Raw genomic sequence first — 23,747 nt, forward strand, 5'->3', positions numbered from 1 at the left:
ATGGCTGGTTAAACATTGCATTGCTGATTTGCCATGATGTCGGCGAGCCGCCGACGCTCCATCGGTTGTAGATTTTGCAAAAATTTCAGCCTGAAAAGGCGTTGCAAAGCATAACAAAATACATTTCAGGCTGCCTAACTAAAACCACATTAGGCAGCCTGAAAGCCTTAATCGCCCTTACTTCAAGCCTTGAATATAAGTGCTCACCGCGCGGATGTCGTCTTCGCCCATGCGCGAAGCGATGTCTTCCATGATGCTGTTGGGCGATTTGCGCTCGCCTTTGGCATACAAGCGAAGCTGGTCGGCAACATAGCCTTCATGCTGCCCGCTCACGCGCGGAAAGCCTGAAAACGCTGTGCCACCCGCAGGATAGCCCGCGCCCGCAGGCCCGTGGCAAGACATACACGCAGGCACGCTTTTGCTTGGTAAGCCCGCGCGGAAAATGGTTTTGCCCAAATCGGGATTGGCTTTGGGGTTGGCTTCGCCCGCTTTGGCTTGCTGCGTGGCGTAATAAGCGGCGATGTTGCGCATATCTTCTTCGCTCATGTTTTGCACGATGGGTGCCATCACCGCCGAATTGCCCGTTTTGCGCTCGCCTTTTTTGATGTCTAGCATTTGTTTGAAAACATAATCGGCGTGCTGCCCTGCGATTTTGGGATACATGGCGATGGTGCTGTTGCCATCTACCATGTGGCAGCCTGAACAAACCATAGCCGCTTGCTTGCCTTTGCTTACATCAGGGGCTGCCGAAGCCAAGCCACAAGCAGCGAAAAGTGCCAACAGTGTTAAACGTTTCATGGATAAAGTGCTCCTGAATTTTTTAGTATTGTGTCTGCGGTTATAAAACCGAGTGTGCTTCAAACGTGGTATTCTATACCAAATTCACAAATCTTTACAGCCATGAACAATCTATTTCAAAACGCCAAATTTTTCACCACCGTAAACCAACTAAAAGACCTGCCCGACACCCCCGCCGAAATCGCCTTTGTGGGGCGCAGCAATGCGGGCAAATCCAGCGCAATCAACACCTTATGCAGCCATATGCGCTTGGCTTATGTGTCCAAAACCCCCGGCCGCACGCAGCACATCAATTTTTTTGAGCTGGCAAACGGCAATTTTATGGTGGATTTACCAGGCTACGGCTATGCACAAGTGCCCGAAGCCATCCGCGCCCATTGGGTGAAGCTGCTGGGCGATTATTTGCAAACGCGCCCGCAGCTGATTGGCTTGGTGCTGATTATGGATGTGCGCCATCCAATGAAGCCGTTGGACATTCAAATGCTGGATTTTTTCGCGCTCACGGGGCGACCTGTGCATATTCTGTTGTCCAAAGCCGATAAGCTCTCCAAAAACGAGCAAATCAAAGCCCTTGCGGCGGTGAAAAAAGCCTTAAAGCCGTTTATGGAACGGCAAACCGTGTCGGTGCAACTGTTTTCCAGCCTGAAAAAACAAGGTGTGGATGAAGTGAATAGCGTAGTATCGGGCTGGTTTGACGACTTTAGCTCCGCTCGTTTTCAGGCTGCCGATAATGGTGCGGATGATGCCGCAGACGATGCCGCCGCCGAATAATTCCCCCGCCCGCCAACGCGCGTATTTTGCCCAATAACCGAGCACGGCAGCTTTTAGGCAGCCTGAAAATGCTTTAAAATCCGCCCCGTCATTCAATCATTCAACCGCAGCCTGAACCCTTTTCAGGCTGCCTTTTATTGGAAACCTTAATGAACGCTTTATTACAAGACTTGCAAACACGCGGCCTAATCGCGCAAAGCACCGACCTAAACGAACTCTCCAAGCTGCTAGACAGCGAAAAAATCACCCTCTACTGCGGCTTTGACCCCACCGCCGACAGCCTACACATCGGGCATTTGCTGCCCGTGTTGGTGTTGCGCCGTTTTCAAAACGCGGGGCACACGCCCGTGGCACTCGTGGGTGGCGCAACAGGCATGATTGGCGACCCCAGCTTCAAAGCGGTAGAACGCAGCCTGAACACGCCCGAAACGGTAAAAGGCTGGGTGGAAAGCATCAAAAACCAGCTCACGCCGTTTCTTAAATTTGACGGCGCAAACCCCGCCATCATGGAAAACAACGCCAACTGGTTCGCCAACATGAATTGCTTGGATTTTCTGCGCGACATCGGCAAACATTTTTCCGTGAACGCCATGCTGGCAAAAGAATCAGTGCGCCAACGCATTGAGCGCGAAGACCAAGGCATCTCGTTCACCGAGTTTGCCTACGCGCTGCTGCAAGGCTACGACTTCGCCCAGCTCAACACGCGCCACAACGTGCAATTGGAAATCGGCGGTTCCGACCAATGGGGCAACATCACTTGGGGCACGGAAACCACGCGCCGCCTAAACGGCAAAACAGTACACGGCATGACCTTGCCGCTGGTTACCAAAGCCGACGGCACCAAATTCGGCAAAACCGAAGGCGGCGCAGTGTGGCTGGACGCGAAAAAAACCTCGCCCTACCAGTTCTACCAATTCTGGCTCAAAGTAGCCGATGCCGATGTGTATAAATTCTTGAAATATTTTACTTTCTTAACCCTAGAACAAATTGACGCGATTGAAGCGGCAGATAAAGCCAGCAGCACCAAGCCCGAAGCGCAACGCATCCTAGCCGAAGAAATGACGCGCTTGATTCACGGCGAAGCCGCGCTGGAAGCCGCGCAACGCATCACGCAAAGCCTGTTTTCGGGCGATGAAAGCGGCTTGACCGAGCAAGATTATGCCCAATTGGCGCTGGATGGTTTGCCTGCGCTGCACGTTGCGAATTCAGGCAGCCTGAATGTGGTGGAAGCCTTAGTGCAAGCGGGTTTAGCTAAATCCAACAAAGAAGCGCGCGGCTTTGTGCAAAGCAATGCGGTGTTGATTAACGGCAGCCCCGCCGAAGCCAACAACCCCAACCACACCGCCGAGAAGCCCGATGATGTGTATTTGCTTACCGATGCGCACAAACGCTTTGGTAAATACACGATTATCAAACGTGGCAAGCGCAATCATGCGCTGCTGGTGTGGGCGTAAACCGTTGTGAAGTCGGGATAATGCGCCCGACTTTTTGTTGCCGCCCAGTTTGAGAGACATAGGCAGCCTGAAAATAACAAACTATTGTTCATCAGTAGGTCGGGCATTTATGCCCGACAAACCCTGACCTATTTATCTTAATCCGCCATAAATTTCAGCCTGAAACGGTGTAACAGCCCAATGGCGCATTCCCCCCTTTTCAGGCTGCCCCAACCTTCCCCACCTTTATTTGCCCCCCATGAACCCACCCAAACTCCCGCCCCACATCATTCTCATCGCGCTCAACGTCGCCATCTTTCTGCTGCAAGCATCAGGCTTTGATTGGCGGCTAGAAGGCGCGTTATGGCAGCCTGAAAACCCCAATTACCATATCTGGCAATGGTTTACCCATCTGTTTCTGCACGAAAGCCTGATGCACTTGGGCTTTAATATGTTTGCGCTGGGCTCGTTTATGCCGCATCTGTTGCGCGTGTGGACAGCCAAGCGCGTGTGGGCGTTGTATTTTGCTTCGGGCTTGGCGGGCGCGGCGGCGTATTTGCCGTTTATGGCGAGCAACGGCTCTATGCTCGGCGCATCGGGCGCGGTGTTTGGCGTGCTGGCGGCGTTTTCGGCGGTGTATCCCAAAGCCCCGCTGTCGCTGATGTTTATCCCCGTGCCTGTGCAGGCGCGGTATCTGGTGGGCGGCTTGGTGTTATACGAAGTGTTTGCGCAGATTTCGGGCGTTTCGCTGTTTGGCGACAACATCGCCCACATGGCACACGGCGGTGGTGCGTTGATGGGCTGGGCGTTTGCTTGGCAATGGCAACGGCAGATGCAACGTTGAGATACTAAAAGGCAGCCTGAAACGAGAAAATGCCGTTTCAGGCTGCCTACACCCCGCCCCATCCCTCCGCCGCCAACTGTTAAATGCTGTAAAGCAGCCTGAAAACACGCTATAATCGCCCCCGTTTTTCAGCCCATCAAAAGAGATAAAACCATGAATCTGCTCATTATTGACCACCCCCTTGTGCGCCATAAACTCACCCTGATGCGCGAAGCCGATTGCAGCACAGGCAAATTTCGTACGCTCACCAAAGAACTCGCCCGCCTGATGACCTACGAAGCCACGCGCGATTTTGAAACCGAACAATGCGAGATTGACGGCTGGTGCGGCAAAATCCAAGGCGAGCGCATCAAAGGCAAAACCGTAACCGTGGTGCCCATTTTGCGCGCAGGCCTGGGCATGCTGGATGGCGTGTTAGACCTAATTCCGGGGGCAAAAGTGAGCGTAGTTGGCTTGCAGCGCGATGAAGAAACGCTGCAACCCGTGCCCTATTTTGAAAAACTGGTAGACAAAATGGACGAACGCCCCGCGTTGATTATTGACCCCATGCTGGCAACAGGCGGCTCTATGGTCGCCACGATAGACCTGCTCAAACAAAAAGGCTGCCGCAACATCAAAGCCTTGGTGCTGGTTGCCGCGCCCGAAGGCGTGCAAGCCGTGAACGCCGCCCATCCCGATGTGAAAATCTACACCGCCGCGCTCGATAGCCATCTCAACGAAAACGGCTACATCATTCCGGGGCTGGGCGATGCGGGCGATAAAATCTTCGGCACAAAGCATTAAATTCAACCGTGCAAAAGGCAGCCTGAAACCCCAACCCCGCTTTCAGGCTGCCTAAACCATCCCACTCTCACAAAGGAACAACCATGTCATTCCAACAAAATCTCGCCCAAATGCCCAGCATAGACCACTTAAGCGGCTTAAACGTTTGCGATGCCGCTGGCAACGTGGTGCATCACATCCCCGCCGTGGAAGGCAAATTAGGCAGCCTGAAACTGTACAACGCGCTGGCTGCCGAATTTAACGGCGAACTGAACCGCTACGCCGCCGAGCAAGGCTTGATTTGGTTTGACGAACACGTGTTAGACGCGCAAAAACACGCAGGCAAACATCCCAACATAGACCTGCTGTTTAAAGTGCAAGACGAAAATTTAAACTACACGCTCAAACCGCTTATCAAATAATCCGCCCATTATTCAGCACGTTAAGGCAGCCTGAAAACGCATCCACAGCCTTTCAGGCTGCCTGTCATCGCCCCAGCCGAAAGCGCAACCATGAACATCCTTTTTATCGCCGACCCGCTGCACACTTTTAAAACCTACAAAGACACCACCTACGCCATGATGCGCGAAGCCGCCGCGCGTGGGCATCAGCTTCATCACACCCTTGCCAGCGAATTATCCGTTCTAGGCAGCGTGGTTCACGCCCGCGCCACGCCCGTGCAATTTCTCGGCGAACAAACCAACGGCAGCGCATGGTATCAACAGGGCGATCCATTTCAGGCTGCCTTGCGCGATTTTGATGCCATCATCATGCGCACCGACCCGCCGTTTAATATGCAATATTTATACGCCACCCAACTGCTCACGCTTGCCGCCGAGCAAGGCGCAAACGTATTCAACAGCGGGCAAGCCATGCGCGACTACAATGAAAAACTCGCCATCTTAAACTACCCCCAATTCACATCGCCCACCATCGTGACCACCCGCGCCGCCGACGTGCGCGCCTTTCTAGCCGAGCACGGCGACATCATTGTCAAACCGCTCGACGGCATGGGCGGCATGGGCATTTTCCGCCTCACCGAGCGCGACCCGAACATCGGCAGCATCCTCGAAACCCTGATGCGGCTGGACACGCGCACCATCATGGCGCAACGCTACATCCCCGAAATCGTGCACGGCGACAAACGCATCCTCGTGATTGACGGCGAAGTCGTGCCCTTTGCCCTGGCCCGCATTCCGCAGCAGGGCGAAACGCGCGGCAATTTAGCCGCAGGCGGGCGCGGCGTGGCACAGGAATTGAGCGAACGCGACCGCGAAATCGCCGAAACCCTCGCCCCCGAACTGAAACGGCGCGGCATTTTGCTCGCCGGTTTGGACGTGATTGGCAGCTATTTAACCGAAGTGAACGTCACCAGCCCCACCGGTTTCCAAGAAATCACCAAACAAAAAGGCTTTGATGTGGCGGCGAAATTCATTGACGCAGTGGAACGGAACGCGGCATAGCGTTCAGGCAGCCTGCACATTCAATCGGACGGGAAGTATGTAGGGTGGGCGCTTGCTGCCCACGCGTTGCGCATCCGAAGGCAGCCTGAAAACGCGTGGGCAACGAGTGCCCACCCTACGGCAGCTTGCATCATCAGAAACAGAATCCAAATGGACCAATTATTGAGCTTCCTCGTAGTAAGCATTCTTTGAGTAATAAAAAACAACATCCATTTGGGAATCAAAAAGGAAAGGGTGTTGGATCTGGAAAAAATAGGCATGATTTTGATCTTTGGCGTGTAGAGTATTGGAAGTTTAGAGCAGAGGAAGAACTTGGTAAAAGAAATATTAAGCCTGGAAAGATATGCTGCAATTAACAATAGTAAGGAATAATAATGATTTATGGAAATTTTTTTAAAGAATTAACTGATTACTTTGATAATAATCCTATTCTAAGAGGTATTGCCACAACCGAACAAGAACTACACTTAATAGCTTAATAGAAAAAGAATTGAATGTAAGTATTGATGATGATTTTAAATTTTTCACTACAATATTTGGTGGCTGCTTAATAAAAAATTCACAAGTATATGGATTTCATAATAGTGTTTTTTAGGAGACGATAGCATTATTGATCTAAATATTGGATTTTCTTGTTTTTTAGAAAATTATAAAAATACTATAATTATCGGTACAGATGGATGGGGTAACCCAGTATTTATTAATCATGAATACAAAGTACTTGTACTCATGTTTGATCATGATGAAAATGAAGAAGTTCTGATAGCAGACTCTTTCTCACTATATTTGGAAAAATGTTTGCGTGGCGAAGGTTGTCAGACCTAAACCAACATAGCAAGCGTAGCCCGCTTGTGTAGTGTGTGTGCGTCCCGCACGCACGCGGTTTCAGCTTTCAGGTAGCCCATTCCCCCTTCAGGCTACCTGAAAAACACAGCCCCAACGCAGTCAAAAAAGTGTAGGCTGCTTTTCAACAGCTTCAACACCCCAACAGACAGCCTGCAAACCCAATCAACCCACCAATAGAAGGACGAAGCATGAAACTGGCCGAAGCCCTGATTGACCGCGCCGATTTGCAGAGGCATCTGGCGCAACAGCAAGCCCGCCTGCTGCAAAACGCGCAATACCAAGAAGGCGAAAGCCCCGCCGAAGACCCCGCCGCGCTGCTGGACGAATACCGCCGCGCCAACGAAGCCCTGTACCACCTGATTGTGCAAATCAACCTTGCCAACCAGCGCGCCGTGCTGGCGGACGGCACGGGCATGGTGGCCGCGCTGGCCGAACGCGAACGCCTGAAAGCCGAACACGCCGTGCTGACCAAGCTCGCCGATGCCGCCACGCCCGAACAGTCGCGTTACAGCCGCAGCGAAATCAAAATGCTCGCCGCCGTGGACATTAAAGAACTGCGCCGCCGTGCCGCCGCGCCGACGACACCGCCAAAGCCTGCCGCCTGCTCGACATCCAAATCCAGCAGGCCAACTGGGCGGAAGATTTGTAATCGCGGATGAAAAGGGCAACGATACGGCGTTGCCAACGCGCTTATGTACGCTCCGTACACGGCGCGCGTTGCTGCCTTGCCCCATTTTTATATTCATCCGCCATAACCACGTTCAGACAACGTTTCAGGCAGCCTGCACGTTTCAGGTAGCCGTGGTCAAAAGCGGGTGCGGCCTTGTTTTCCCTACAACGGAACAGATAGGCGGAGGGCAGCCTGCGGGAAACCCCGCGTGTACCGCCCAGCCCCGTAACGGGTAAAACATACTTTGTACACAGTACGACTCACCACCAACGCACCGGTTTGATACGGCGAGGGCGGGCGGATGCGGGAAACCGCAGGCTGCCTGAAACAGACAAAACCACCTGCAGGCTGCCTAAAAACCCAAAAAGCAGCCTGCAAAGAAAGGACATCATGAAACAATACTTAGATTTATTGCAGCACGTTTTGGACAACGGCACCGACAAATCCGACCGCACAGGCACAGGCACGCGCTCCGTATTCGGCTACCAAATGCGCTTTGATTTAGCCCAAGGCTTCCCCGCGCTCACCACCAAAAAACTGCATCTCAAATCCATTATCCACGAGCTATTGTGGTTTCTATCAGGCGACACCAACATCCGCTATCTCAAAGAAAACGGCGTGCGCATCTGGGACGAATGGGCAGACGAAAATGGCGACCTGGGGCGCGTATATGGCGCACAATGGCGCAGTTGGCGCGGCGCAAACGGCGAAACCATAGACCAAATCCGCAACCTTGTGCAGCAAATCCAAACCAACCCCAACAGCCGCCGCCTAATCGTCTCCGCATGGAATCCCGCCGAAATGGACAGCATGGCACTCCCCCCCTGCCACGCCCTATTCCAGTTCTACGTTGCCAACGGCAAACTCTCCTGCCAGCTTTACCAGCGCAGCGCCGATATTTTCCTTGGCGTGCCGTTCAACATCGCCAGCTACGCCCTGCTCACCATGATGCTCGCCCAAGTCTGCGACCTGCAAGCAGGCGAATTTATCCACACACTTGGCGACGCGCATTTGTATAACAACCATCTAGAACAAGCCCAGTTGCAGCTCACCCGCGAACCGCGCAAACTGCCTACCATGCGCATCAACCCCGCCGTGCGCGATATTTTCGCCTTTAAATTTGACGATTTTGAATTGCAAGACTACGACCCGCACCCGCATATTAAAGCGCAAGTGTCGGTATAATCGCCCCGCGCAACCCAAAGGCAGCCTGAAACAACGTTTGATAACCGTTTCAGGCTGCCTTTTAGCATGATTAACACCAGTACACGGCTTGCCAGCAAGCCGTAGGAGCGCGTGGACAGTTTTCAGGCTGCATCATCAACCATCACACCCGCGTTTAAGCATCGGGTGGGCATTTTCAGGCTGCCTTAACGTATATAGGGTGAGTAACTCGTTTGCCCACCACTGGTGGATAGCTTTAACGTTTTGGTGGCAAGTGAATTGCCCCCTACCATTTGGCGTTTTCAGGCTGCCCCAATCATCCCAAAGGCAGCCTGAAAATGGCGTGTCGGCAGTTCGCCGACATTTTGGCTGATGATGCAACATTGCTCTATTTCATCCGCCATTTGGCTACGAGCCGTCGCCGCTCCATTGGCTGCTTGGTTTTCCGTGCGTGTTTGTCGGGCATCAATGCCCGACCTACTTTGCTATAAATTGAACGCGGGCGCAGATGTTGGGCAGCCTGAAAACTGTCCCCGCGCTCCCTACGGCTTGCTTGCAAGCCGTGCGCTGGCTATGAGGGTGGTGGGCTATTTGGGGATTTCAGGCTGCTGCTATTATGCTTGGATGTTTCAAGGCAGCCTGAAACGGGTAAACGGTTTTCAGGCTGCCTTTGGTTTGGCGGGGTTGGGTTAAAAGCGGGGCTAGGTCAAATTGCCATTTTCAGGCTGCCATGCGGGGGGAAGTTGGGCGACGTTGAGCGCGGTTAGGATTTCGCGTTCTACAAGGCGCACGAGTGAATCCAGCGGTAGGTTGTTGTCTTGTCGCCCGAATGGGTCTTCTAACTGCCCGCTGAGCATATCTAGCCCGAGAAACATATACACCAGCCATGCCACCATCAGCGGTGTCCACAGCCCGAGCGCGGCTTCTAGCCCAAAGGGGAGCATGATGCAGAAGCTATGGATGGCGCGGTGCAGCAGCACGGAGTAGGCAAAGGGCACGGGGGTGCTGGCGATGCGGTCGCAGCCTGCTTGTATCATGCCGAGTGTGTTGAGATGTGTGGTGAGATGGGTGTAGGTGATGTCGCTGATTTCTTGTTGGCGGTGGGCTTGGATAAGGTCGTATTGGATGTGTTCTAAGGCGTATTGGGGTGGGTTGATGTGGGTGGCGAAGGCTTCTATTTGGTCGGCTTGCATTTGCCCGTATTCTAGGAATAGCTCGGGGTGGGCGGTTTGGTAGCGCAGGCGGTCGCGCAGTAGGTGGGTGAACACGATGATTTGGCGCAACACCAGTTCGCGGCGGGCGTTGGGCAGGATTTGGCTTTCGCGTATCAGGTGGCGTTGGGTGGCGATGAGTTGCCCCCAGAGTTTGCGCCCTTCCCACCATCGGTCGTAGCTGGCGTTGTTGCGAAAGCCGAGAAACAGCGACAGGATGATACCGAAGATGGTGAAGCCGAGCACGGGCGGGGTGGGCAGGTGAAACCAGTGGTAGTGCGCACCGATGCCCAGCAGCAGAGAGACGCTGGATAGCAGCAGCATGGCGGGCAGGACTTTGGGGAAAATGGTGCCGCGCCATGCGAATAGAAGGGCTAGGGTGTTGGATTTTTTGCGGATTATCATGGGGTGGGTTGTGGGATGGTTTTCAGGCTGCCTTGGCTGTTTGGTGGGCAGCGCGTAGGGGGGCAATGGGGTTGTCCGCCGTGGTTAATAATATTTGCGTTTCAGGCTGCCTTTGGGATAACGGCATCAAACTGTGTACGCAGCGAAACGGCACACGCTACACGCGCTATAAAAATGGGTTTCAGGCTGCCTTTACCGTTGCATTAAGGCAGCCTTGCCCCTTTGTCCAAATCTTTGATTTGGGTATTAAGTGAGCATCTAAATCTTTGATTTAGCTATGCGAACTTATGCAAAGCTCAGGGTATGCCGAAGTGCAACGCACAAGGCTGAAAACGTGTTTACACGCTTTGCATCAAGCCTAATCAATGGCGGCGGTTTTTATTATGATGCCGTTGGTCGGTTTGGTCGGAATAGCTGCCGTCTTTGGTGCGCCCGCGGGCGGTGCTGGGCGTGCTGCTGGCGTTGGGGGTAAGTTCTTTGCCGTAGTCGCGGAAGGCCTGCACTTTGCGGTCTATGTTTTCTTTGACCACTTCGCTGTCGTCGCGGTCGTCATAGCTGCCTTTTAGGCGGCGGATTTGCGCTTCGGGTGAGTTTTTGTCTATGTCTATGCCTTGCTTGGCGGCGGTGCGGTTCACCAGCGTGCGCACGGCGGGAATTTGGTACACGCCAAATAGGGCGATGGCGATTAACACGAGCCAGATTAGGGTTTTGATTTTTTGTGGGATGTACACTGGGTTTCCTTTTTGGGGGTGGGGGATGTTGTATAGGGTGGATAGGGTTTCAGGCTGCCTATTTCGCGCTATCCAAGGCAGCCTGAAACCATCCGCCGTTATATCGCCAAGCTGTGCCGCGTTGTTCGCTGTGTTATTGGGCGACGAGCCATCGCCACTCCATAGCGTTTTCAGGCTGCCTGAATGCGAATCGGCGGCTGTGGCGTTTGCCTTTGCGCGCGGTCTAGTTGGCGATGCAGCGCGGTGTAACACTCGGGCAGCAGTTCGCGCATCATGCTGAGCTGGCGGGTGAGCACTTGCGCTTGGGTGATGTGGCTGCTGGGGTCGCTTTGGCTTTGGGCTTCGGCTTGGGCGTGCAGTTGCGCTAATTGCTCATCCAGCGTGTTTAAGGCAGCCTGAAAATGGCTTTCGCTGCTGTCGGCGATGTGTTGCAGCAGTTGGGCGACTTGGCTGGCGGCGGGGTAAAACGTGGCGAGAAATTGTTGCTCGGCTTCGCTGTCGGCTTGGATTTTGTCGCGGTATGCGCCCAGCGCGGCGATGTAGCTAATCAGCGAGTAGTTGATTTTTAACAGCATAAAGCCGTCTTCCAGCTTATCGCGGTGCTTATCGGCTTCGCTGGACATATCGGACAACACGCTGGATAGCGCGGCGGCTTTGTCGTGGCTGGTGCGGCGGGCGGCGCGGTAGGCAATGTCTTCGCGGATGCCGTGTTGCAGCTCGTCTAACACGGCGGTTAGGTAGCCTGCGTTGCTTTGGATGGCTTCGGTGCTGGTTTTTTCCAGCGAGATGTATTTCCAGTCGGGCCACAGGTAATACACGGCGATGCCCGAAATCAACGCGCCCAGTATGGTGTCGATGATGCGCGGCACAAAAAAGCCCGCCACATCAAAGCCCATAATGGCAAAGTTCATCATGGCTTGGATGGTGATGAAAAAGATGGAATAGCTGTATTTGTTGGTACGCGAGTAGAAAAACAGGCTCACAAAAATCACCGCGATGGCGAGCTTGTCCACCAGCGTGAGCGCGAACACGGGCAAAATAGAACCCACCAACACGCCGCCGAGCGTGCCCACAATGCGATGCAGCAAGCGACTTTTGGTGGCGGAATAGTTGGGCTGGCACACAAACACGGCGGTGAGCAATATCCAATAGCCTAGGCTTAAATCGTTGTCGTTCAGGTGTTGGCTGTTGATGATGCGCACCACGATGCAGCACACGCAGGCAATTATCGCCATGCGCACGGCGTGGCGGAACACGGGCGATTTGAGCGTGAGCTGTTGCTTGAAAATTTGCCATGCGGTTTTGAAGTTGTTGTTATCAAGGGCTTGGATGCGGGTTTGCTCGCTGGGCGTGGTCAGGTTTTGAATATCGGGGTTGCCGAGCTGGGCAAATTGTTGGCTGATGCGGGCTAGGTTATCCAGCAGGCGTTGCACGCTGTATGGCGATGCGCCGTTGCCCGTATCGTGCGCGGCGTAGTAATCCAGCGATTGCATTACGCCTTGGGTGGCGCGGGCGAGCTTGGGAAAATCGGCGTATTCGGTGTTTTGGCGCAGGTTGTGGGCAAACTGGCGGCAGGCTTGCGCTTGCAGGCGAATCAGGCGTTGGATGCGGTAGATTAAATCGGTGTGGCTCATTTGCTGCGTGAAAGTTTGGTAGTGCATATGGCTGGCGGACATCCGCTCGTGGATGTCTTGGGCGATGAAGTAATAGCGCAGCATTTTGGCGGTGCGCGGGTGGCGATGTTGCCCGCGCATTCGGTAAAACAGGGCGTTGCGGCAAAGGTTGAAGCTGCTGATGACGCGGCTGTTGGTCATGGCAAGCTGGATTTGCTGTTGGTCGTGTTCGGCGATTTCATCGGGGTCAAAAAAGCTGGCTTTGCTGTTCAGATAATCGGCAAGGGCATCATAGGCTTGGGCGATGTTTTCTTGCACGGGGCGATGCGGGAACACGATGTGCGCCAGCAGAGTGAACAAGGTGTACAGCAGCGTGCCGATGATAATCAGTAGCGTGTTGAGATAGGGCGCGGCGTGCGGGTCGTGGGTGAGCGTGGTGTAGATGGCGACGGCGAGCGTGCCAAAGGATACGGTGCGATAGCGCGTGCCCGCCGCGCCCAATAGGGTGAACACAAAGGCGATGGCGGTAAACGCGATGGGCAGCGCGACAGGGTTGTTAAAGGTGAACTGCACGGCAAGCGAGCTGATGGCAAACGCCAGCACGGCAAACATCACGTTTTTAAACTTGCCCGTGAGCCCGTTGTCCAAATCCACCAAGCCGCCTGCGATGATGCCGAGAATGAGCGCGGCGAAGTATTGCTCCTTGTTGAACCGCCAAACAAAATAGGCGCACAGGCTGGCACTGATTAACACGGGCAGGGTGTTGATGATTTTTGTGTTAATAGCGGGGGTTTTCATGATGCGGATGCGTGTTAAGAAAGGTGAACATTTTAACGCTAAACAACGCAACTAGGCAGCCTGAAACGCGCAAAACAAACGCCGCGCCCTTGCACCGAGCCAAACCGCGTCAAGGCTTTTTCAGGCTGCCCGTTTGATTTAGCGCAGCGCAGGCGGTTTTAGGCAGCCTGAAAACCGCCGCTTCCTTTAAAATCAAATTTTTACTCCCAGCGCAAAGGAAACCCCATGCCCGACACTTCCACCCGCATCGCAGGACGCGCCTTTGATAACTGCATCATGAACGCGGCAGGCGTGTGCGACTACACCCGCGCCGATTTGGACGCGATGCAAAATTCATCCGCCGCCAGCTTCGTTACCAAATCCGCCACCGTGCAACCGCGCGAGGGCAACCCCGAACCGCGCTACCGCGACACCGCTTGGGCAGCATCAATTCCATGGGTCTGCCCAATTTCGGACTGCCCTATTATTTGAGCTACGTTTCGCAAGCGCAGCAAGAGCAGCCTGAAAAAACCTATTTCGTATCCATTTCGGGGTTTAGCGCGGAAGACGACGTGGCACTGCTAAACCAGATTTACCAATCCGACTTCAACGGCATCATCGAGCTGAACTTATCCTGTCCCAACGTGGTTGGCAAACCGCAAACGGCCTACGACTTTGAAACCGTGTCGCGCGTGCTGGACACCGTATTCGCCCAATTCACGCGCCTGCCTTTGGGCGTGAAGCTGCCGCCGTATTTTGATTTGGTGCATTTTGGCCAAATGGCGGCGATTTTGAACCGCTATCCGCTGGCGTATGTCAACTCGGTGAACAGCATCGGCAACGGCTTGCTGGTGAACCCGCACAGCGAAACGGTGTTGATTAAGCCCAAGCACGGCTTTGGCGGCATTGGCGGCGCGTATTTGAAGCCCACCGCGCTGGCGAATGTGTTTGCCTTTCGCCAACGGCTGAACGCCAGCATCCAAATCATCGGCACAGGCGGCGTGCAAAGCGGCGTGGACGTGTTTGAGCATATTTTGTGCGGCGCGGATATGGTGCAAGTGGGCACCATCTTGCATCAAGAAGGCGTGGCGGTGTTTGAGCGTTTGACCCGCGAGTTGCAAAACATTATGGCAAGCAAGGAGTACAACAAGATTGATGATTTTAAAGGGAAATTGAAAGTATTGGATTGATGTGGCGTGTATTTAGGCAGCCTGAAAGAGTATTTTCGTTTCAGGCTGCCTGCGTATTTTTAGAACCTGTATTCACTATTTCCATAGGCAGATTTGATGAAATAAAAGCGCGGATACAAGGCAAAAAGCGCAGTAAGGTTGGACACCTTGCGAGCATTTTTAACGCAGTAGCCGCGTTTTTAGGGCATAAAAGATGCCTATGAGAATAGTGAATACAGGTTCTTAGTCAGCGCACGGCTTGCCAGCAAGCCGTAAGGGCGCGGGGCAAGTGTTTCAGGCTGCCTAACCATCGCGCCCGCGTTTAGGCGTAGGGTGGGCAACTCGTTTGCCCACCATGGTTCGCGCACCACATTTTGGTGGGCAAGCCAATTGCCCACCCTACGATTTGACGTTTCAGGCTGCCTAACCCCTTGTCGCATGGTAAAATCGCGCCCTTTCGTTTAACCCTTTTTTGAACCCACTCGTTGCCCAAATGTCGCAAGTCACCATCACCCCCAGCCAAACCCAATTTGAAACCCAAGCCGATGAAACCATCCTAGAAGCCGCGCTGCGCCAAGGCTACAACCTGCCCAACGCCTGCCAAAGCGGGATGTGCGGCACCTGCATTGCCCAAGTGGTGTCGGGCGAAGTGGCGCTGGGCGATTATGACGACTGTGCGCTCACCGATGAAGACGCGGCGGCGGGCATGGTGCTGCTGTGCGCCTGCCAGCCCAAGGGCGATGTGGTGCTGGATTTGCCTGCCTACGAAGGCGCGAAAGCGATTGCGCCGCGTACCATGCACGCGCGGGTGGCGCACGTGGACATTCGCGGCAACATGGCTCTGCTGCGGCTGGCGTTGCCCAAATCGCCGCCGTTTAAATTCTACGCGGGGCAGTATGCCGACATTTTGTATAAAGGCACGGTGCGCAGCTATTCGCTTGCCAACGCGCCCAGCGACAACGGCGTGATGGAGTTTCATGTGCGCCTGCGCGAAGGCGGTGTGTTTTCGCCCGCGCTGTTTTCAGGCAGCCTGAAAGTGGGCGACGTGCTGCGCGTGCGTGCGCCGCTGGGCGCGTTTACGCTCCACAACAACAGCCATAAACCCTTGATTTTTATCGCCACAGGCACAGGCTTTGCGCCGATTAAATCGCTGCTGCACCACCTGCGCGACACCGACCCCAGCCGCAGCGTGCACATCTACCACGGCGCGCAAACCGCCGATGGTTTGTATGACGAAGCCGCCCTGCGCGAGCTGCTGTATCTGCTGCCCAATGCGCGTTATACGCCCGTGCTGTCCCGCGCCGATGACGCTTGGCAAGGCGCGCGCGGCTACATTACCGAACACGTTTTGCACGATTACGCCGATTTGTCGGGCTACGAAGTGTACGCTTGCGGTTCAATAGACATGATTCGCGCCAGCAAGCAAGCGTTTACCGCGCAACGCGGGCTGCCTGAAACGGCGTTTTACAGCGATGCGTTTACGCCGTATGTGGCACGAGCGGCAGCCTGAAAACGGTTGTTCCTGCTGGTTACTCGTTTTCAGGCTGCCTTGAATGTTGACGAGAATTTAAGCAGCCTGAAAACATCCGTAGGGTGTGTGGCTTTGCCACGCACGCGGTTTGCAAGTTTCCGCGTGCGTGCCTGCGGCACACACCCTACGCCATGTTGCAACACGTTTCAGGCTGCATAGGGTGGGCAACTCGTTTGCCCACCGTGGCAGATAACCTTAACGTTGGTGGGCAAGTCAATTGCCCACCCTACTGTTTGGCGTTTTCAGGCTGCCTTGTATCGCCCAAAGGCAGCCTGAAACAGCAAAAAACACCATTCCCCGCTTTCAGCCCAACTGAAAGCCTTTTTTATCCCCCCCTGCTCCACCCTATCCCCCAAGCCCATCACCCATGCTTACCAAAAAAACCGCCATCCACATCGCCTATCTGCGCGTGCTTGCCTTTGCCATCGCCGCCTTTGTGGTCAATACCACCGAGTTCATCCCCGTTGCCATGCTCACCGACATCGGCAAGGGCTTCAACCTGCCCGCATCGCAAACGGGCATCATGATTACCGTGTACGCATGGGTGGTGTCGCTCGCATCGCTGCCGCTGATGCTGCTGTTGGCAAAAATGGAACGGCGCAGGCTGCTGATGGGCTTGTTTACCCTTTTTATCGCGGGGCACGCACTGTCGGTGGCGGCGTGGAATTTCCCCGTGCTGCTGGTGTCGCGCGTGATGATTGCGCTCACCCACGCCGTGTTTTGGTCAATTACCGCCGTGCTGGTGATGCGCGTTGCGCCGCGTGGCAAACGCCAGCAAGCCTTGGGCTGGATGTCGCTTGGCTCGGCGATGGCAACGGTGTTGGGGCTGCCGCTGGGGCGCATCATTGGGCAGGCGTTGGGCTGGCGTGCCACTTTTGCGCTGATTGGCGTGCTGGCTATCGGCGTGATGCTGCTGTTGATGAAAATCCTGCCGCGCTTGGAAAGCAAAAATTCAGGCTCGCTCACCAGCCTGCCGCAGCTTGCCAAACGCCCGCGCCTGCTGGGTTTATACGCGCTCTGCATCATCATGGTAACCGCGCATTTCACCGCATACAGCTACATTGAACCCTACGCGCTCACCATCACGCAGCTTTCAGAGCAAATGACCACTTGGGTGCTGCTGGTGTTTGGCGTGTCGGGCATGGCGGCGAGTATGCTGTTTGCCCGCTTTTATCCGCGCCACCCCAACCCCACGCTGCTGATTTCGGGCGCGGTGGTGCTGCTGTCGCTGCTGTTGCTTAAACCGCTGGGGCAGCAGCCCGCCGCGCTGTTTGCGCTGATTTTTGCGTGGGGCATCGGCATCGCCTGCATCAGCCTGAGCATGATTGGACACGTGATGAGCTACGCGCCCGATGCCGCCGATGTCGCCAATGCCATCTATTCGGCGTGCTACAACATTGGCATTGGCGGCGGCGCGCTGCTCGGCGGCTTGGTGATGCGCGCGCCCGCGCTGGGGCTGGCGAATGTGGGCTGGGTGGGCGCGGCTTTGGCTGCGTTGGCATTGACGGTGTTTGTGTGGACGCAAAAGCGTTTTCAGGCTGCATCGGATGTTGAAAGCAGCAAGGCAGCCTGAAACGAAGTAACACAATGAAAATCATCAGCAAATTTAAAGATTTCTACGATTTCAACGTCGCCAAATACGGCACAGACCCGCTTTTAATATTTGACCGCCGCGCCCGCGCCGATTTGCCCGCGCCCAAGCATTTGCCCGCGCCGCATCCCGAGTGGACGCAGAAATTTGGCGCAAGCGTTGCCCTTTCGTGGCTGTATGTGGGCAACGCCAAAGTCGCGTTATTCAACAGCGGCGAGCGCGTGTACAGCGCGTTTGATATGGATGGCGAAGCATCCGCGTTAGACCATATCCGTTTTCACGACGGCAGCGAATTTCCGCTGGCAGGTTTTTACGACTATTACGGCGATGTTGATGATTTTCAGGTGCACGATGCCACGCCAGAAAGACGGCGCGACAAGCTGCGCCCGTATCACGACATCCCGCTGCTGCTGGCGTGCGAAACCGATGCCCTTGCAGGCGAGCGCGGGCAAACAAGCAGATGGGAAACCACCTATGCCGCCAACCCGCAACTCTCCGCGCTGGGCATCTACCTAGACCCCGATTTTGTGTGGCAGAAAATCGTGGAATATCTGTCGCAGCTCAAAAGCGAAAACGAAGCCCGCCCTCAGCCGATGCCTGACAACATCAAAATCGCCAGCAAAGGCTTTGATGCCAAGCATTCGTTTCGCCCGAAGATGAAAAAATAAGCCACAAGGCAGCCTGAAAGCCGCGTAAAAACTTTTCAGGCTGCCTATCCCACGCAACAATAGGCAGCCTGAAAAAAAAGCCGCCCATCACAGGCAGCTTTGTTTACCCCATCGCTCATTCGCAATTCAACTTCTGCGCGATATTTTTCACAAAATTCTTATCCGCATACACGCACATCTCATCGCGCTGCTTTTGCGTGGCATCGTGCAGCGAATGCTTCAACACCATCGTGTTGGTCGCATAAAACGAAGAAGCCGTCTCGCCCGCTTTGGCAAAACACGCATCCGCGCGTTTAAAATACGCCTCGCAGCTGGAGGGCAAATTGCTCAAATTATGCCCACCGTGTTCATGCTCATGCCCCTCGTGCGCCCAAGCCGCAGCCGTTGCCAAAGACAAAACAGCCGCCATTAAAGATAACGTTTTCATTGTGAACACTCCATTTGTCGTTAAAAAAATGCCAAACCTCAAACAAGCATCATCCAAAATTTAGCCGCACCATCATAAAGAAACCCACCCGTATTGTAAAGTAATCCCTTGATTACTATACAAAATAACTAGCAAACCTAAAACCGAGTGCTTACCCATGATAGACCTCCACACCCATTCCACCATATCCGATGGTGCGCTCACGCCTACGCAACTGGTGCAAGCTGCCGCGCAAAACGGCTGCCGCCTGCTCGCGCTCACCGACCACGACCACACAGGCGGACTAGCCGAAGCCCGCGCCGAAGCCGCGCGGCACGGCATCCAGTTCATCAACGGCGCAGAAATCTCGGTAACATGGCGGCATCGCACCATCCACATCGTTGCGCTGGATTTTGACGAACACTACAGCAGCCTGCAAACCCTGCTCGCCCAAGTACGGCAAGGGCGCATAGAACGCCTGCACCAAATCGCCGCCAAGCTCGCCAAACGCGGCATCGCAGGCGCAGCCGAAGGCGCGCTCGCGCTCGCTGCCAACCCCGAAATGGTCTCGCGCACGCACATTGCCGATTGGCTGGTGCAACAAGGGCACGCCCGCAACAAGCAACAAGCGTTTACCCGCTATCTGGGCGACGGCAAAAGCGCGTCCGTGCGCCACCAATGGGCAGAACTGCCCGCCGCCATCGCCGCCATCAACGAAGCAGGCGGCATCGCCATCATCGCCCACCCCATGCGCTACGACCTATCCGCCACCGCGCGGCACAACCTGTTTGACGAATTTCGCGCGTTAGGCGGGCGCGGCATGGAAGTGCACAGCGGCGCGTGCAGCCTGAACGACCGCCTAAACTACGTCCAAGCCGCCTCCCGCCACGGCTTGCTCGCCAGCGCAGGCAGCGACTTCCACCGCCCACACGATTACAGCGGCGGCGTGCTGGGCGCGTGCCCCGAATTGCCCAGCATCTGCCAACCCGTTTGGGCGCACTTCAAACAGCCGTTTAGGCAGCCTGAAAACGCAGAATAAAGAGACAACGGCTCATCGCCCAAAACCCAATCACGCATAAAACCAATCCTACACGCCAGCGCACGGCTTGCAAGCAAGCCGTAGGGAACGCGGGGCAACCATTTCAGGCTGCCCTATCAGCCGCCCCCGCACCCCAAGCCCCGCATCACGTTTCAGGCTGCCCCATCCAAAGGCAGCCTGAAAACCGTAAGGTGGGCAACTCGTTGCCCACGCTGTTCGCCCATCCCTTGCAAAAGCCCATAGGCAGCCTGAAACACAAGAAATGCCGTCATTCCCGCGTAGGCGGGAATCTTGTTTAACATTCAAAAAATTACAAAAAAACAAGCCATTGTGTAAATTTAACCAAGATTCCCGCCTACGCGGGAATGACGGAGAATTGACTATTTCTTGTGGTGTTTTAGGTTTTGCAAAGGTTTCAGGCTGCCTAACGCTTCACAAATGTTTAATGCTACTACTGCCCATTCCCCTACGTCCAGCCGAACGGAGCGTCCTTTTTTCGGGAAAAAGCGTGCGCTTGTTCGACGACGCACGAAGTGCGGCTAGTTCGCACGCGCCGCGATAAGGCGCAAAGCCAAACGCATCAGAAACATTAACCGAAGCACGCCGTTTGCCGAAACCCTTGCACAGCCCATAGGCAGCCTGAAACCCAAAATGGAGCGGCGGCGGCTCGCCACCAAATGGCTACAAACGGCATTTGCTGCGTTGTCAAAATGTCGGCGAGCCACTGACGCTCCATCGGTTGCGGGTTTTGCAAAGATTTCAGGCTGCCACCCTATCCCCATACCCACCGCATCCCCCACAAATAGGCAGCCTGAAACCCCCAAACACGCTAAAATCCCCCCCGTTCTCAACCCATCCCACAGAAAGCCCCACCATGTCCCCAACCCAAACCGTCAAACACCTAACCGATTACCGTCCCCTTGCCCACCGCATCCACGAAGTCCAACTCACCTTCACCCTATCGCCCACCGCCACCATCGTTGAAGCCGAGCTACACATCGTCCCCCAGCCCAACGCTCCGCAAAGTCTCACGCTAGACGGCAGCGCAACCCTGCTCGCCCTATCGCTCAACGGCGAAACGCAGCCTGAAACCGCCTACACCCAAACCGCCGAAAGTCTCACGCTCCACCGCGTGCCAGCCGAGCCGTTTGTTCTCCACATCACCACCCAAATCAACCCTGAAGCCAACCAAACGCTCAACGGCCTATACGCATCAGGCGGCAATCTCTACACCCAATGCGAGCCCGAAGGCTTTCGCACCATGACTTACTACCTAGACCGCCCCGACAACATGGCGGTGTTTACCACCAAAATCATCGCCGATGCCGCGCAATACCCCGTGTTGCTGTCCAACGGCAATCTGGTGGATTCAGGCAGACTGAAAAACGGGCAACACTACGCCGTGTGGCACGACCCCTTTGCCAAGCCATCCTATTTATTCGCGCTGGTGGCAGGCGATTTAGCCGTCAACCGCAGCAGCTTCACCACCCAAAGCGGGCGCAAAGTCGCCATCCAGTTCTACACCCGCGCCGAAGATGCCCACAAAGTCGCCCACGCTATGCAATCGCTCAAACACGCGATGCGATGGGACGAAACCCGCTTTGGCTTGGAATACGATTTAGACGTGTTTATGGTCGTTGCCGTGGGCGATTTCAACATGGGCGCAATGGAAAACAAAGGCTTAAACATCTTCAACACCAAATATGTGCTGGCAGACGCGCACACCGCCACCGATGCCGATTTTGAAGGCGTAGAAAGCGTGATTGGACACGAATACTTCCACAACTGGACAGGCAACCGCGTAACCTGCCGCGACTGGTTTCAGCTCTCGCTCAAAGAAGGCTTAACCGTGTTCCGCGACCAAGAATTTTCGGGCGACCGAGCCAGCAGAGCCGTGCGCCGCATAGAAAACGTGCAAACCCTGCGCCAATTCCAGTTTGCCGAAGATGCCAGCCCAATGGCACACCCCGTGCGCCCCGCCAGCTATGTGGAAATGAACAATTTTTACACCGCCACCGTGTATGAAAAAGGCGCAGAAGTGGTGCGGATGTATCACACCCTATTGGGCGAAGCAGGCTTCCAGCGCGGCATGAAGCTCTATTTTGCACGCCACGACGGGCAAGCCGTAACCTGCGATGATTTTCGCGCCGCAATGGCGGATGCCAACGGCGTAAACCTAGACCAATTTGCCCTGTGGTACAGCCAAGCAGGCACGCCCACGCTGGATGTTTCAAGCAGCCTGAAAACCAACGGCGACTACGTTCTCCACATCAAACAAACCCTGCCCGACACCCCCGATATGCCCGCCCACGCCAAACAGCCGATGATGATACCCATCAAAATCGCCCTGTTGAACGAACACGGCGAGCAAATCGCATTTAGGCAGCCTGAAAGCGGGTGTAACGAGCTTCCACCCAGCCAAACCGAAACCGTGTTGGTGCTCACCCAAGCCGAGCAAACCTTTACCCTGCAACCCGAAGCCCCCGCCCAAGCCATCACCCCATCGCTGCTGCGCGGCTTCTCCGCCCCCGTGCTCCTTAATTTTGACTACACCGACCCCCAACTTGCCCTGCTGCTCGCCCACGACACCGACCCCTACGCCCGCTGGGAAGCCGCGCAAACCCTATACCGCCGCGCCATTGCCGCCAACGAAACCGCGCTCGCCCACGGCGCAACCCCCGCGCAGCCCATCGCCCTAATCAACGCCCTGCGCCAAGCCATCAACGATGCCGCGCTAGACCCCGCGTTCAAAGCCCTGCTGCTCAAAGTCCCCGCCGAAAGCGAACTATGGAGCGAGCGCGACCACATCAACCCCGTGCAAACCACCGCCGCCCGCGAAGCCCTGCTAGACGCGCTTACCCAAGCCCTGCACGGCGAACTGTTCGCCGCCGCGCTCAACGCCCGCGAAGCCGAGCAAGCCGACAAACGCGGCAAGCAAATCCAAGTGTACGAATACTCCCCCGAAGATGCCGCCCAACGCACCCTGCAATACGCCAGCTTCAACCTTATCTGCCGCTATGACGAACAAGCCACCATAGAGCAAGTGTTTGAACATTATGACGAAATGGCACGCAAAAACATGACCCACGAATGGGGTATACTCTCCGCCATCAACCACAACCCTGACGACAAACGCAACCAACTGCTCGCCCGCTTCGCCGCCAAATTCGCCGACCAGCCCCTAGTGATGGACAAATATTTCAGCCTAATCGCATCCAGCCGCCGCAGCGACACGCTCGCCCAAGTTCAGGCTGCCCTGCACCACCCGCAATTTGCCCTAACCAACCCCAACAAAGTGCGCGCCCTAATCGGCACATTCGCCCGCAACACCCCGCATTTTCACGCCGCCGATGGTTCGGGCTACGCCTTTGTCGCGCAAAAAATCTGCGAAATCAACACTTTCAACCCACAAATCGCCGCAGGGCTCGCCCGCGCGTTTAACCTGATGAAACGCCTAGAACCGCACCGTCAAAGCCTGATGCGCAACGAGCTTACCCAACTCGCCGCGCTGAGCAGCCTATCCAAAGACGTGCGCGAGATTGTGGAAAAGATTTTGGGATAGGCAGCCTGAAACGCAATTCAGCGTAGCCAAAATGGAACGTTGGCAGCTTGCCAACAAATATAGTTGTTTCAATTAAGACTTAGAACCTGTATTCATTATTTGCATAGGTAGATTTTATGGCATAAAAGCGCGGATACAAGGCAAAAAGCGCAGCAAGGTTGGACACCTTGCGAGCATTTTTAACGCAGTAGCCGCGTTTTTAGGACATAAAAGATGCCTATGAAAATAGTGAATACAGGTTCTTATACAAGGCGGCGAGCCGCAGATAGTACAAGTAGTACAGCAAAACTGGC

Annotated in this window: 28 protein-coding genes and 2 pseudogenes; 21 read left to right on the forward strand and 9 right to left on the reverse strand. The window is 55.0% G+C overall.

Annotated elements, in window-relative coordinates; all coding sequences use genetic code 11:
• Positions 1-177 precede the first annotated feature (177 nt).
• Positions 178-798 carry a cytochrome c gene (locus tag Q4A85_RS07940; RefSeq protein ID WP_303109233.1) on the reverse strand — a complete coding sequence of 207 codons (621 nt, stop codon included), beginning with the start codon at positions 796-798 and terminating at the stop codon, positions 178-180.
• Between the two features lie 102 nt (positions 799-900).
• On the opposite strand from Q4A85_RS07940, the gene yihA reads away from it, so the two are divergent.
• Positions 901-1,569, forward strand: coding sequence for a ribosome biogenesis GTP-binding protein YihA/YsxC (yihA, locus tag Q4A85_RS07945; RefSeq protein ID WP_303109235.1), 669 nt, complete (start codon positions 901-903; stop codon positions 1,567-1,569).
• A gap of 149 nt (positions 1,570-1,718) precedes the next feature.
• On the forward strand, positions 1,719-3,023 hold the full coding sequence (gene tyrS / locus Q4A85_RS07950; RefSeq protein ID WP_303109237.1) for a tyrosine--tRNA ligase: 1,305 nt from the start codon (positions 1,719-1,721) through the stop codon (positions 3,021-3,023).
• Here tyrS and Q4A85_RS07955 read toward each other — a convergent pair.
• On the reverse strand, positions 2,999-3,130 hold the full coding sequence (locus Q4A85_RS07955; protein ID WP_303109239.1) for a hypothetical protein: 132 nt from the start codon (positions 3,128-3,130) through the stop codon (positions 2,999-3,001). The two genes, tyrS and Q4A85_RS07955, sit on opposite strands and share 25 nt — an antisense overlap.
• A 131-nt stretch (positions 3,131-3,261) precedes the next feature.
• On the opposite strand from Q4A85_RS07955, the gene Q4A85_RS07960 reads away from it, so the two are divergent.
• The 11 genes and pseudogenes from Q4A85_RS07960 (at position 3,262) to Q4A85_RS08005 (ending at position 9,444) form a co-directional block, all read left to right on the forward strand.
• A complete protein-coding gene (locus Q4A85_RS07960) occupies positions 3,262-3,846 on the forward strand; it encodes a rhomboid family intramembrane serine protease (RefSeq protein WP_303109240.1) in 585 nt (194 codons plus the stop codon).
• 153 nt (positions 3,847-3,999) lie between these two features.
• Positions 4,000-4,629: a uracil phosphoribosyltransferase gene (upp, locus tag Q4A85_RS07965; RefSeq protein ID WP_303109241.1), complete on the forward strand. Its 630-nt coding sequence runs from the start codon at positions 4,000-4,002 to the stop codon at positions 4,627-4,629.
• A gap of 83 nt (positions 4,630-4,712) precedes the next feature.
• Positions 4,713-5,030, forward strand: a complete 318-nt coding sequence (locus Q4A85_RS07970; RefSeq protein WP_303109243.1) for a DUF2322 family protein — start codon at positions 4,713-4,715, stop codon at positions 5,028-5,030.
• A gap of 90 nt (positions 5,031-5,120) precedes the next feature.
• Entirely contained in the window at positions 5,121-6,071 is a 951-nt protein-coding gene (gene gshB, locus Q4A85_RS07975) for a glutathione synthase (RefSeq protein WP_303109245.1), read from the forward strand.
• A 125-nt stretch (positions 6,072-6,196) separates the two neighbouring features.
• Positions 6,197-6,427, forward strand: a complete 231-nt coding sequence (locus tag Q4A85_RS07980; RefSeq protein WP_303109247.1) for an HNH/ENDO VII family nuclease — start codon at positions 6,197-6,199, stop codon at positions 6,425-6,427.
• A gap of 678 nt (positions 6,428-7,105) precedes the next feature.
• Positions 7,106-7,426, forward strand: a pseudogene (locus Q4A85_RS07985) (DIP1984 family protein); the annotation flags it as partial.
• 92 nt (positions 7,427-7,518) lie between these two features.
• Positions 7,519-7,566 carry a hypothetical protein gene (locus Q4A85_RS13245; protein ID WP_368500200.1) on the forward strand — a complete coding sequence of 16 codons (48 nt, stop codon included), beginning with the start codon at positions 7,519-7,521 and terminating at the stop codon, positions 7,564-7,566.
• Between the two features lie 411 nt (positions 7,567-7,977).
• Entirely contained in the window at positions 7,978-8,772 is a 795-nt protein-coding gene (locus Q4A85_RS07990; protein WP_303109251.1) for a thymidylate synthase, read from the forward strand.
• 88 nt (positions 8,773-8,860) lie between these two features.
• Positions 8,861-9,124, forward strand: coding sequence for a hypothetical protein (locus Q4A85_RS07995; RefSeq protein WP_303109253.1), 264 nt, complete (start codon positions 8,861-8,863; stop codon positions 9,122-9,124).
• Positions 9,090-9,242 carry a hypothetical protein gene (locus tag Q4A85_RS08000; RefSeq protein WP_303109255.1) on the forward strand — a complete coding sequence of 51 codons (153 nt, stop codon included), beginning with the start codon at positions 9,090-9,092 and terminating at the stop codon, positions 9,240-9,242. The genes Q4A85_RS07995 and Q4A85_RS08000 overlap by 35 nt, the downstream gene beginning before the upstream one ends.
• A complete protein-coding gene (locus Q4A85_RS08005; RefSeq protein WP_303109257.1) occupies positions 9,220-9,444 on the forward strand; it encodes a hypothetical protein in 225 nt (74 codons plus the stop codon). Before Q4A85_RS08000 ends, Q4A85_RS08005 begins: the two co-directional genes overlap by 23 nt.
• 8 nt (positions 9,445-9,452) lie before the next feature.
• Here Q4A85_RS08005 and Q4A85_RS08010 read toward each other — a convergent pair whose 3' ends face one another.
• Positions 9,453-10,367, reverse strand: a complete 915-nt coding sequence (locus Q4A85_RS08010; protein ID WP_368500201.1) for a bestrophin family protein — start codon at positions 10,365-10,367, stop codon at positions 9,453-9,455.
• 65 nt (positions 10,368-10,432) lie between these two features.
• Here Q4A85_RS08010 and Q4A85_RS08015 point away from each other — a divergent pair, with 65 nt between their 5' ends.
• Positions 10,433-10,621 carry a hypothetical protein gene (locus Q4A85_RS08015; RefSeq protein ID WP_303109260.1) on the forward strand — a complete coding sequence of 63 codons (189 nt, stop codon included), beginning with the start codon at positions 10,433-10,435 and terminating at the stop codon, positions 10,619-10,621.
• A gap of 108 nt (positions 10,622-10,729) precedes the next feature.
• Here the strand turns inward: Q4A85_RS08015 and Q4A85_RS08020 are convergent, their stop codons facing one another.
• Both Q4A85_RS08020 and yccS read right to left on the reverse strand, forming a co-directional pair.
• Entirely contained in the window at positions 10,730-11,350 is a 621-nt protein-coding gene (locus Q4A85_RS08020; RefSeq protein ID WP_303109262.1) for a hypothetical protein, read from the reverse strand.
• Positions 11,269-13,509, reverse strand: coding sequence for a YccS family putative transporter (gene yccS / locus Q4A85_RS08025; RefSeq protein ID WP_303109263.1), 2,241 nt, complete (start codon positions 13,507-13,509; stop codon positions 11,269-11,271). The genes Q4A85_RS08020 and yccS overlap by 82 nt, the downstream gene beginning before the upstream one ends.
• Positions 13,510-13,785: 276 nt before the next feature.
• Here yccS and Q4A85_RS08030 point away from each other — a divergent pair.
• A pseudogene (locus tag Q4A85_RS08030) lies at positions 13,786-14,678 on the forward strand (dihydroorotate oxidase).
• A 197-nt stretch (positions 14,679-14,875) separates the two neighbouring features.
• On the opposite strand, the gene Q4A85_RS08035 reads toward Q4A85_RS08030, so the two are convergent.
• The gene (locus tag Q4A85_RS08035; RefSeq protein ID WP_303109264.1) at positions 14,876-15,097 is read right to left on the reverse strand and encodes a hypothetical protein; all 222 of its coding nucleotides are present in this window, start codon (positions 15,095-15,097) and stop codon (positions 14,876-14,878) included.
• Positions 15,098-15,150: 53 nt separating this feature from the next.
• On the opposite strand from Q4A85_RS08035, the gene Q4A85_RS08040 reads away from it, so the two are divergent.
• The 4 genes from Q4A85_RS08040 to Q4A85_RS08055 all read left to right on the forward strand — a co-directional run bounded on the left by Q4A85_RS08040 (position 15,151) and on the right by Q4A85_RS08055 (position 18,447).
• A complete protein-coding gene (locus Q4A85_RS08040) occupies positions 15,151-16,167 on the forward strand; it encodes a 2Fe-2S iron-sulfur cluster-binding protein (RefSeq protein WP_303109265.1) in 1,017 nt (338 codons plus the stop codon).
• A 6-nt stretch (positions 16,168-16,173) separates the two neighbouring features.
• Positions 16,174-16,347 (forward strand): hypothetical protein, encoded by a 174-nt coding sequence (locus Q4A85_RS08045; RefSeq protein ID WP_303109267.1) that lies wholly within the window; start codon positions 16,174-16,176, stop codon positions 16,345-16,347.
• A 208-nt stretch (positions 16,348-16,555) separates the two neighbouring features.
• Complete coding sequence (locus tag Q4A85_RS08050; protein ID WP_303109268.1) at positions 16,556-17,761, forward strand: sugar transporter; 1,206 nt, start codon at positions 16,556-16,558, stop codon at positions 17,759-17,761.
• Between the two features lie 14 nt (positions 17,762-17,775).
• Entirely contained in the window at positions 17,776-18,447 is a 672-nt protein-coding gene (locus Q4A85_RS08055) for a hypothetical protein (RefSeq protein WP_303109269.1), read from the forward strand.
• Positions 18,448-18,562: 115 nt separating this feature from the next.
• Here the strand turns inward: Q4A85_RS08055 and Q4A85_RS08060 are convergent, their stop codons facing one another.
• Complete coding sequence (locus Q4A85_RS08060; RefSeq protein ID WP_303109270.1) at positions 18,563-18,874, reverse strand: hypothetical protein; 312 nt, start codon at positions 18,872-18,874, stop codon at positions 18,563-18,565.
• Between the two features lie 157 nt (positions 18,875-19,031).
• Between Q4A85_RS08060 and Q4A85_RS08065 the strand changes: the two genes are divergently transcribed.
• The gene (locus tag Q4A85_RS08065) at positions 19,032-19,892 is read left to right on the forward strand and encodes a PHP domain-containing protein (protein ID WP_303109272.1); all 861 of its coding nucleotides are present in this window, start codon (positions 19,032-19,034) and stop codon (positions 19,890-19,892) included.
• 380 nt (positions 19,893-20,272) lie between these two features.
• Here Q4A85_RS08065 and Q4A85_RS08070 read toward each other — a convergent pair whose 3' ends face one another.
• Complete coding sequence (locus Q4A85_RS08070; protein WP_303109273.1) at positions 20,273-20,422, reverse strand: hypothetical protein; 150 nt, start codon at positions 20,420-20,422, stop codon at positions 20,273-20,275.
• Positions 20,423-20,481: 59 nt separating this feature from the next.
• A complete protein-coding gene (locus Q4A85_RS08075; protein ID WP_303109274.1) occupies positions 20,482-20,628 on the reverse strand; it encodes a hypothetical protein in 147 nt (48 codons plus the stop codon).
• A 138-nt stretch (positions 20,629-20,766) separates the two neighbouring features.
• On the opposite strand from Q4A85_RS08075, the gene pepN reads away from it, so the two are divergent.
• Entirely contained in the window at positions 20,767-23,454 is a 2,688-nt protein-coding gene (gene pepN / locus Q4A85_RS08080; RefSeq protein ID WP_303109275.1) for an aminopeptidase N, read from the forward strand.
• Positions 23,455-23,747 lie beyond the last annotated feature (293 nt).

This window comes from Kingella sp. (in: b-proteobacteria), from assembly GCF_030527935.1.
Taxonomy (GTDB): Bacteria; Pseudomonadota; Gammaproteobacteria; order Burkholderiales; family Neisseriaceae; genus Kingella_B.

Bases quoted from the DNA above. Each gene is read 5' to 3' on its own strand.
- Q4A85_RS08015 (WP_303109260.1), top strand. From the start codon at position 10,433: ATGGGGTTGTCCGCCGTGGTTAATAATATTTGCGTTTCAGGCTGCCTT.
- Q4A85_RS07940 (WP_303109233.1), bottom strand. From the start codon at position 798: ATGAAACGTTTAACACTGTTGGCACTTTTCGCTGCTTGTGGCTTGGCT.
- Q4A85_RS08050 (WP_303109268.1), top strand. From the start codon at position 16,556: ATGCTTACCAAAAAAACCGCCATCCACATCGCCTATCTGCGCGTGCTT.
- Q4A85_RS07960 (WP_303109240.1), top strand. From the start codon at position 3,262: ATGAACCCACCCAAACTCCCGCCCCACATCATTCTCATCGCGCTCAAC.
- Q4A85_RS08040 (WP_303109265.1), top strand. From the start codon at position 15,151: ATGTCGCAAGTCACCATCACCCCCAGCCAAACCCAATTTGAAACCCAA.
- Q4A85_RS08065 (WP_303109272.1), top strand. From the start codon at position 19,032: ATGATAGACCTCCACACCCATTCCACCATATCCGATGGTGCGCTCACG.
- Q4A85_RS08060 (WP_303109270.1), bottom strand. From the start codon at position 18,874: ATGAAAACGTTATCTTTAATGGCGGCTGTTTTGTCTTTGGCAACGGCT.
- upp (WP_303109241.1), top strand. From the start codon at position 4,000: ATGAATCTGCTCATTATTGACCACCCCCTTGTGCGCCATAAACTCACC.
- yccS (WP_303109263.1), bottom strand. From the start codon at position 13,509: ATGAAAACCCCCGCTATTAACACAAAAATCATCAACACCCTGCCCGTG.
- yihA (WP_303109235.1), top strand. From the start codon at position 901: ATGAACAATCTATTTCAAAACGCCAAATTTTTCACCACCGTAAACCAA.
- Q4A85_RS07970 (WP_303109243.1), top strand. From the start codon at position 4,713: ATGTCATTCCAACAAAATCTCGCCCAAATGCCCAGCATAGACCACTTA.
- Q4A85_RS07955 (WP_303109239.1), bottom strand. From the start codon at position 3,130: ATGCCCGACCTACTGATGAACAATAGTTTGTTATTTTCAGGCTGCCTA.
- Q4A85_RS07990 (WP_303109251.1), top strand. From the start codon at position 7,978: ATGAAACAATACTTAGATTTATTGCAGCACGTTTTGGACAACGGCACC.
- Q4A85_RS08035 (WP_303109264.1), bottom strand. From the start codon at position 15,097: ATGCGACAAGGGGTTAGGCAGCCTGAAACGTCAAATCGTAGGGTGGGC.
- Q4A85_RS08055 (WP_303109269.1), top strand. From the start codon at position 17,776: ATGAAAATCATCAGCAAATTTAAAGATTTCTACGATTTCAACGTCGCC.
- gshB (WP_303109245.1), top strand. From the start codon at position 5,121: ATGAACATCCTTTTTATCGCCGACCCGCTGCACACTTTTAAAACCTAC.
- Q4A85_RS08000 (WP_303109255.1), top strand. From the start codon at position 9,090: ATGGCGTGTCGGCAGTTCGCCGACATTTTGGCTGATGATGCAACATTG.
- Q4A85_RS08075 (WP_303109274.1), bottom strand. From the start codon at position 20,628: ATGGAGCGTCAGTGGCTCGCCGACATTTTGACAACGCAGCAAATGCCG.
- pepN (WP_303109275.1), top strand. From the start codon at position 20,767: ATGTCCCCAACCCAAACCGTCAAACACCTAACCGATTACCGTCCCCTT.
- Q4A85_RS08010 (WP_368500201.1), bottom strand. From the start codon at position 10,367: ATGATAATCCGCAAAAAATCCAACACCCTAGCCCTTCTATTCGCATGG.
- Q4A85_RS08005 (WP_303109257.1), top strand. From the start codon at position 9,220: ATGCCCGACCTACTTTGCTATAAATTGAACGCGGGCGCAGATGTTGGG.
- tyrS (WP_303109237.1), top strand. From the start codon at position 1,719: ATGAACGCTTTATTACAAGACTTGCAAACACGCGGCCTAATCGCGCAA.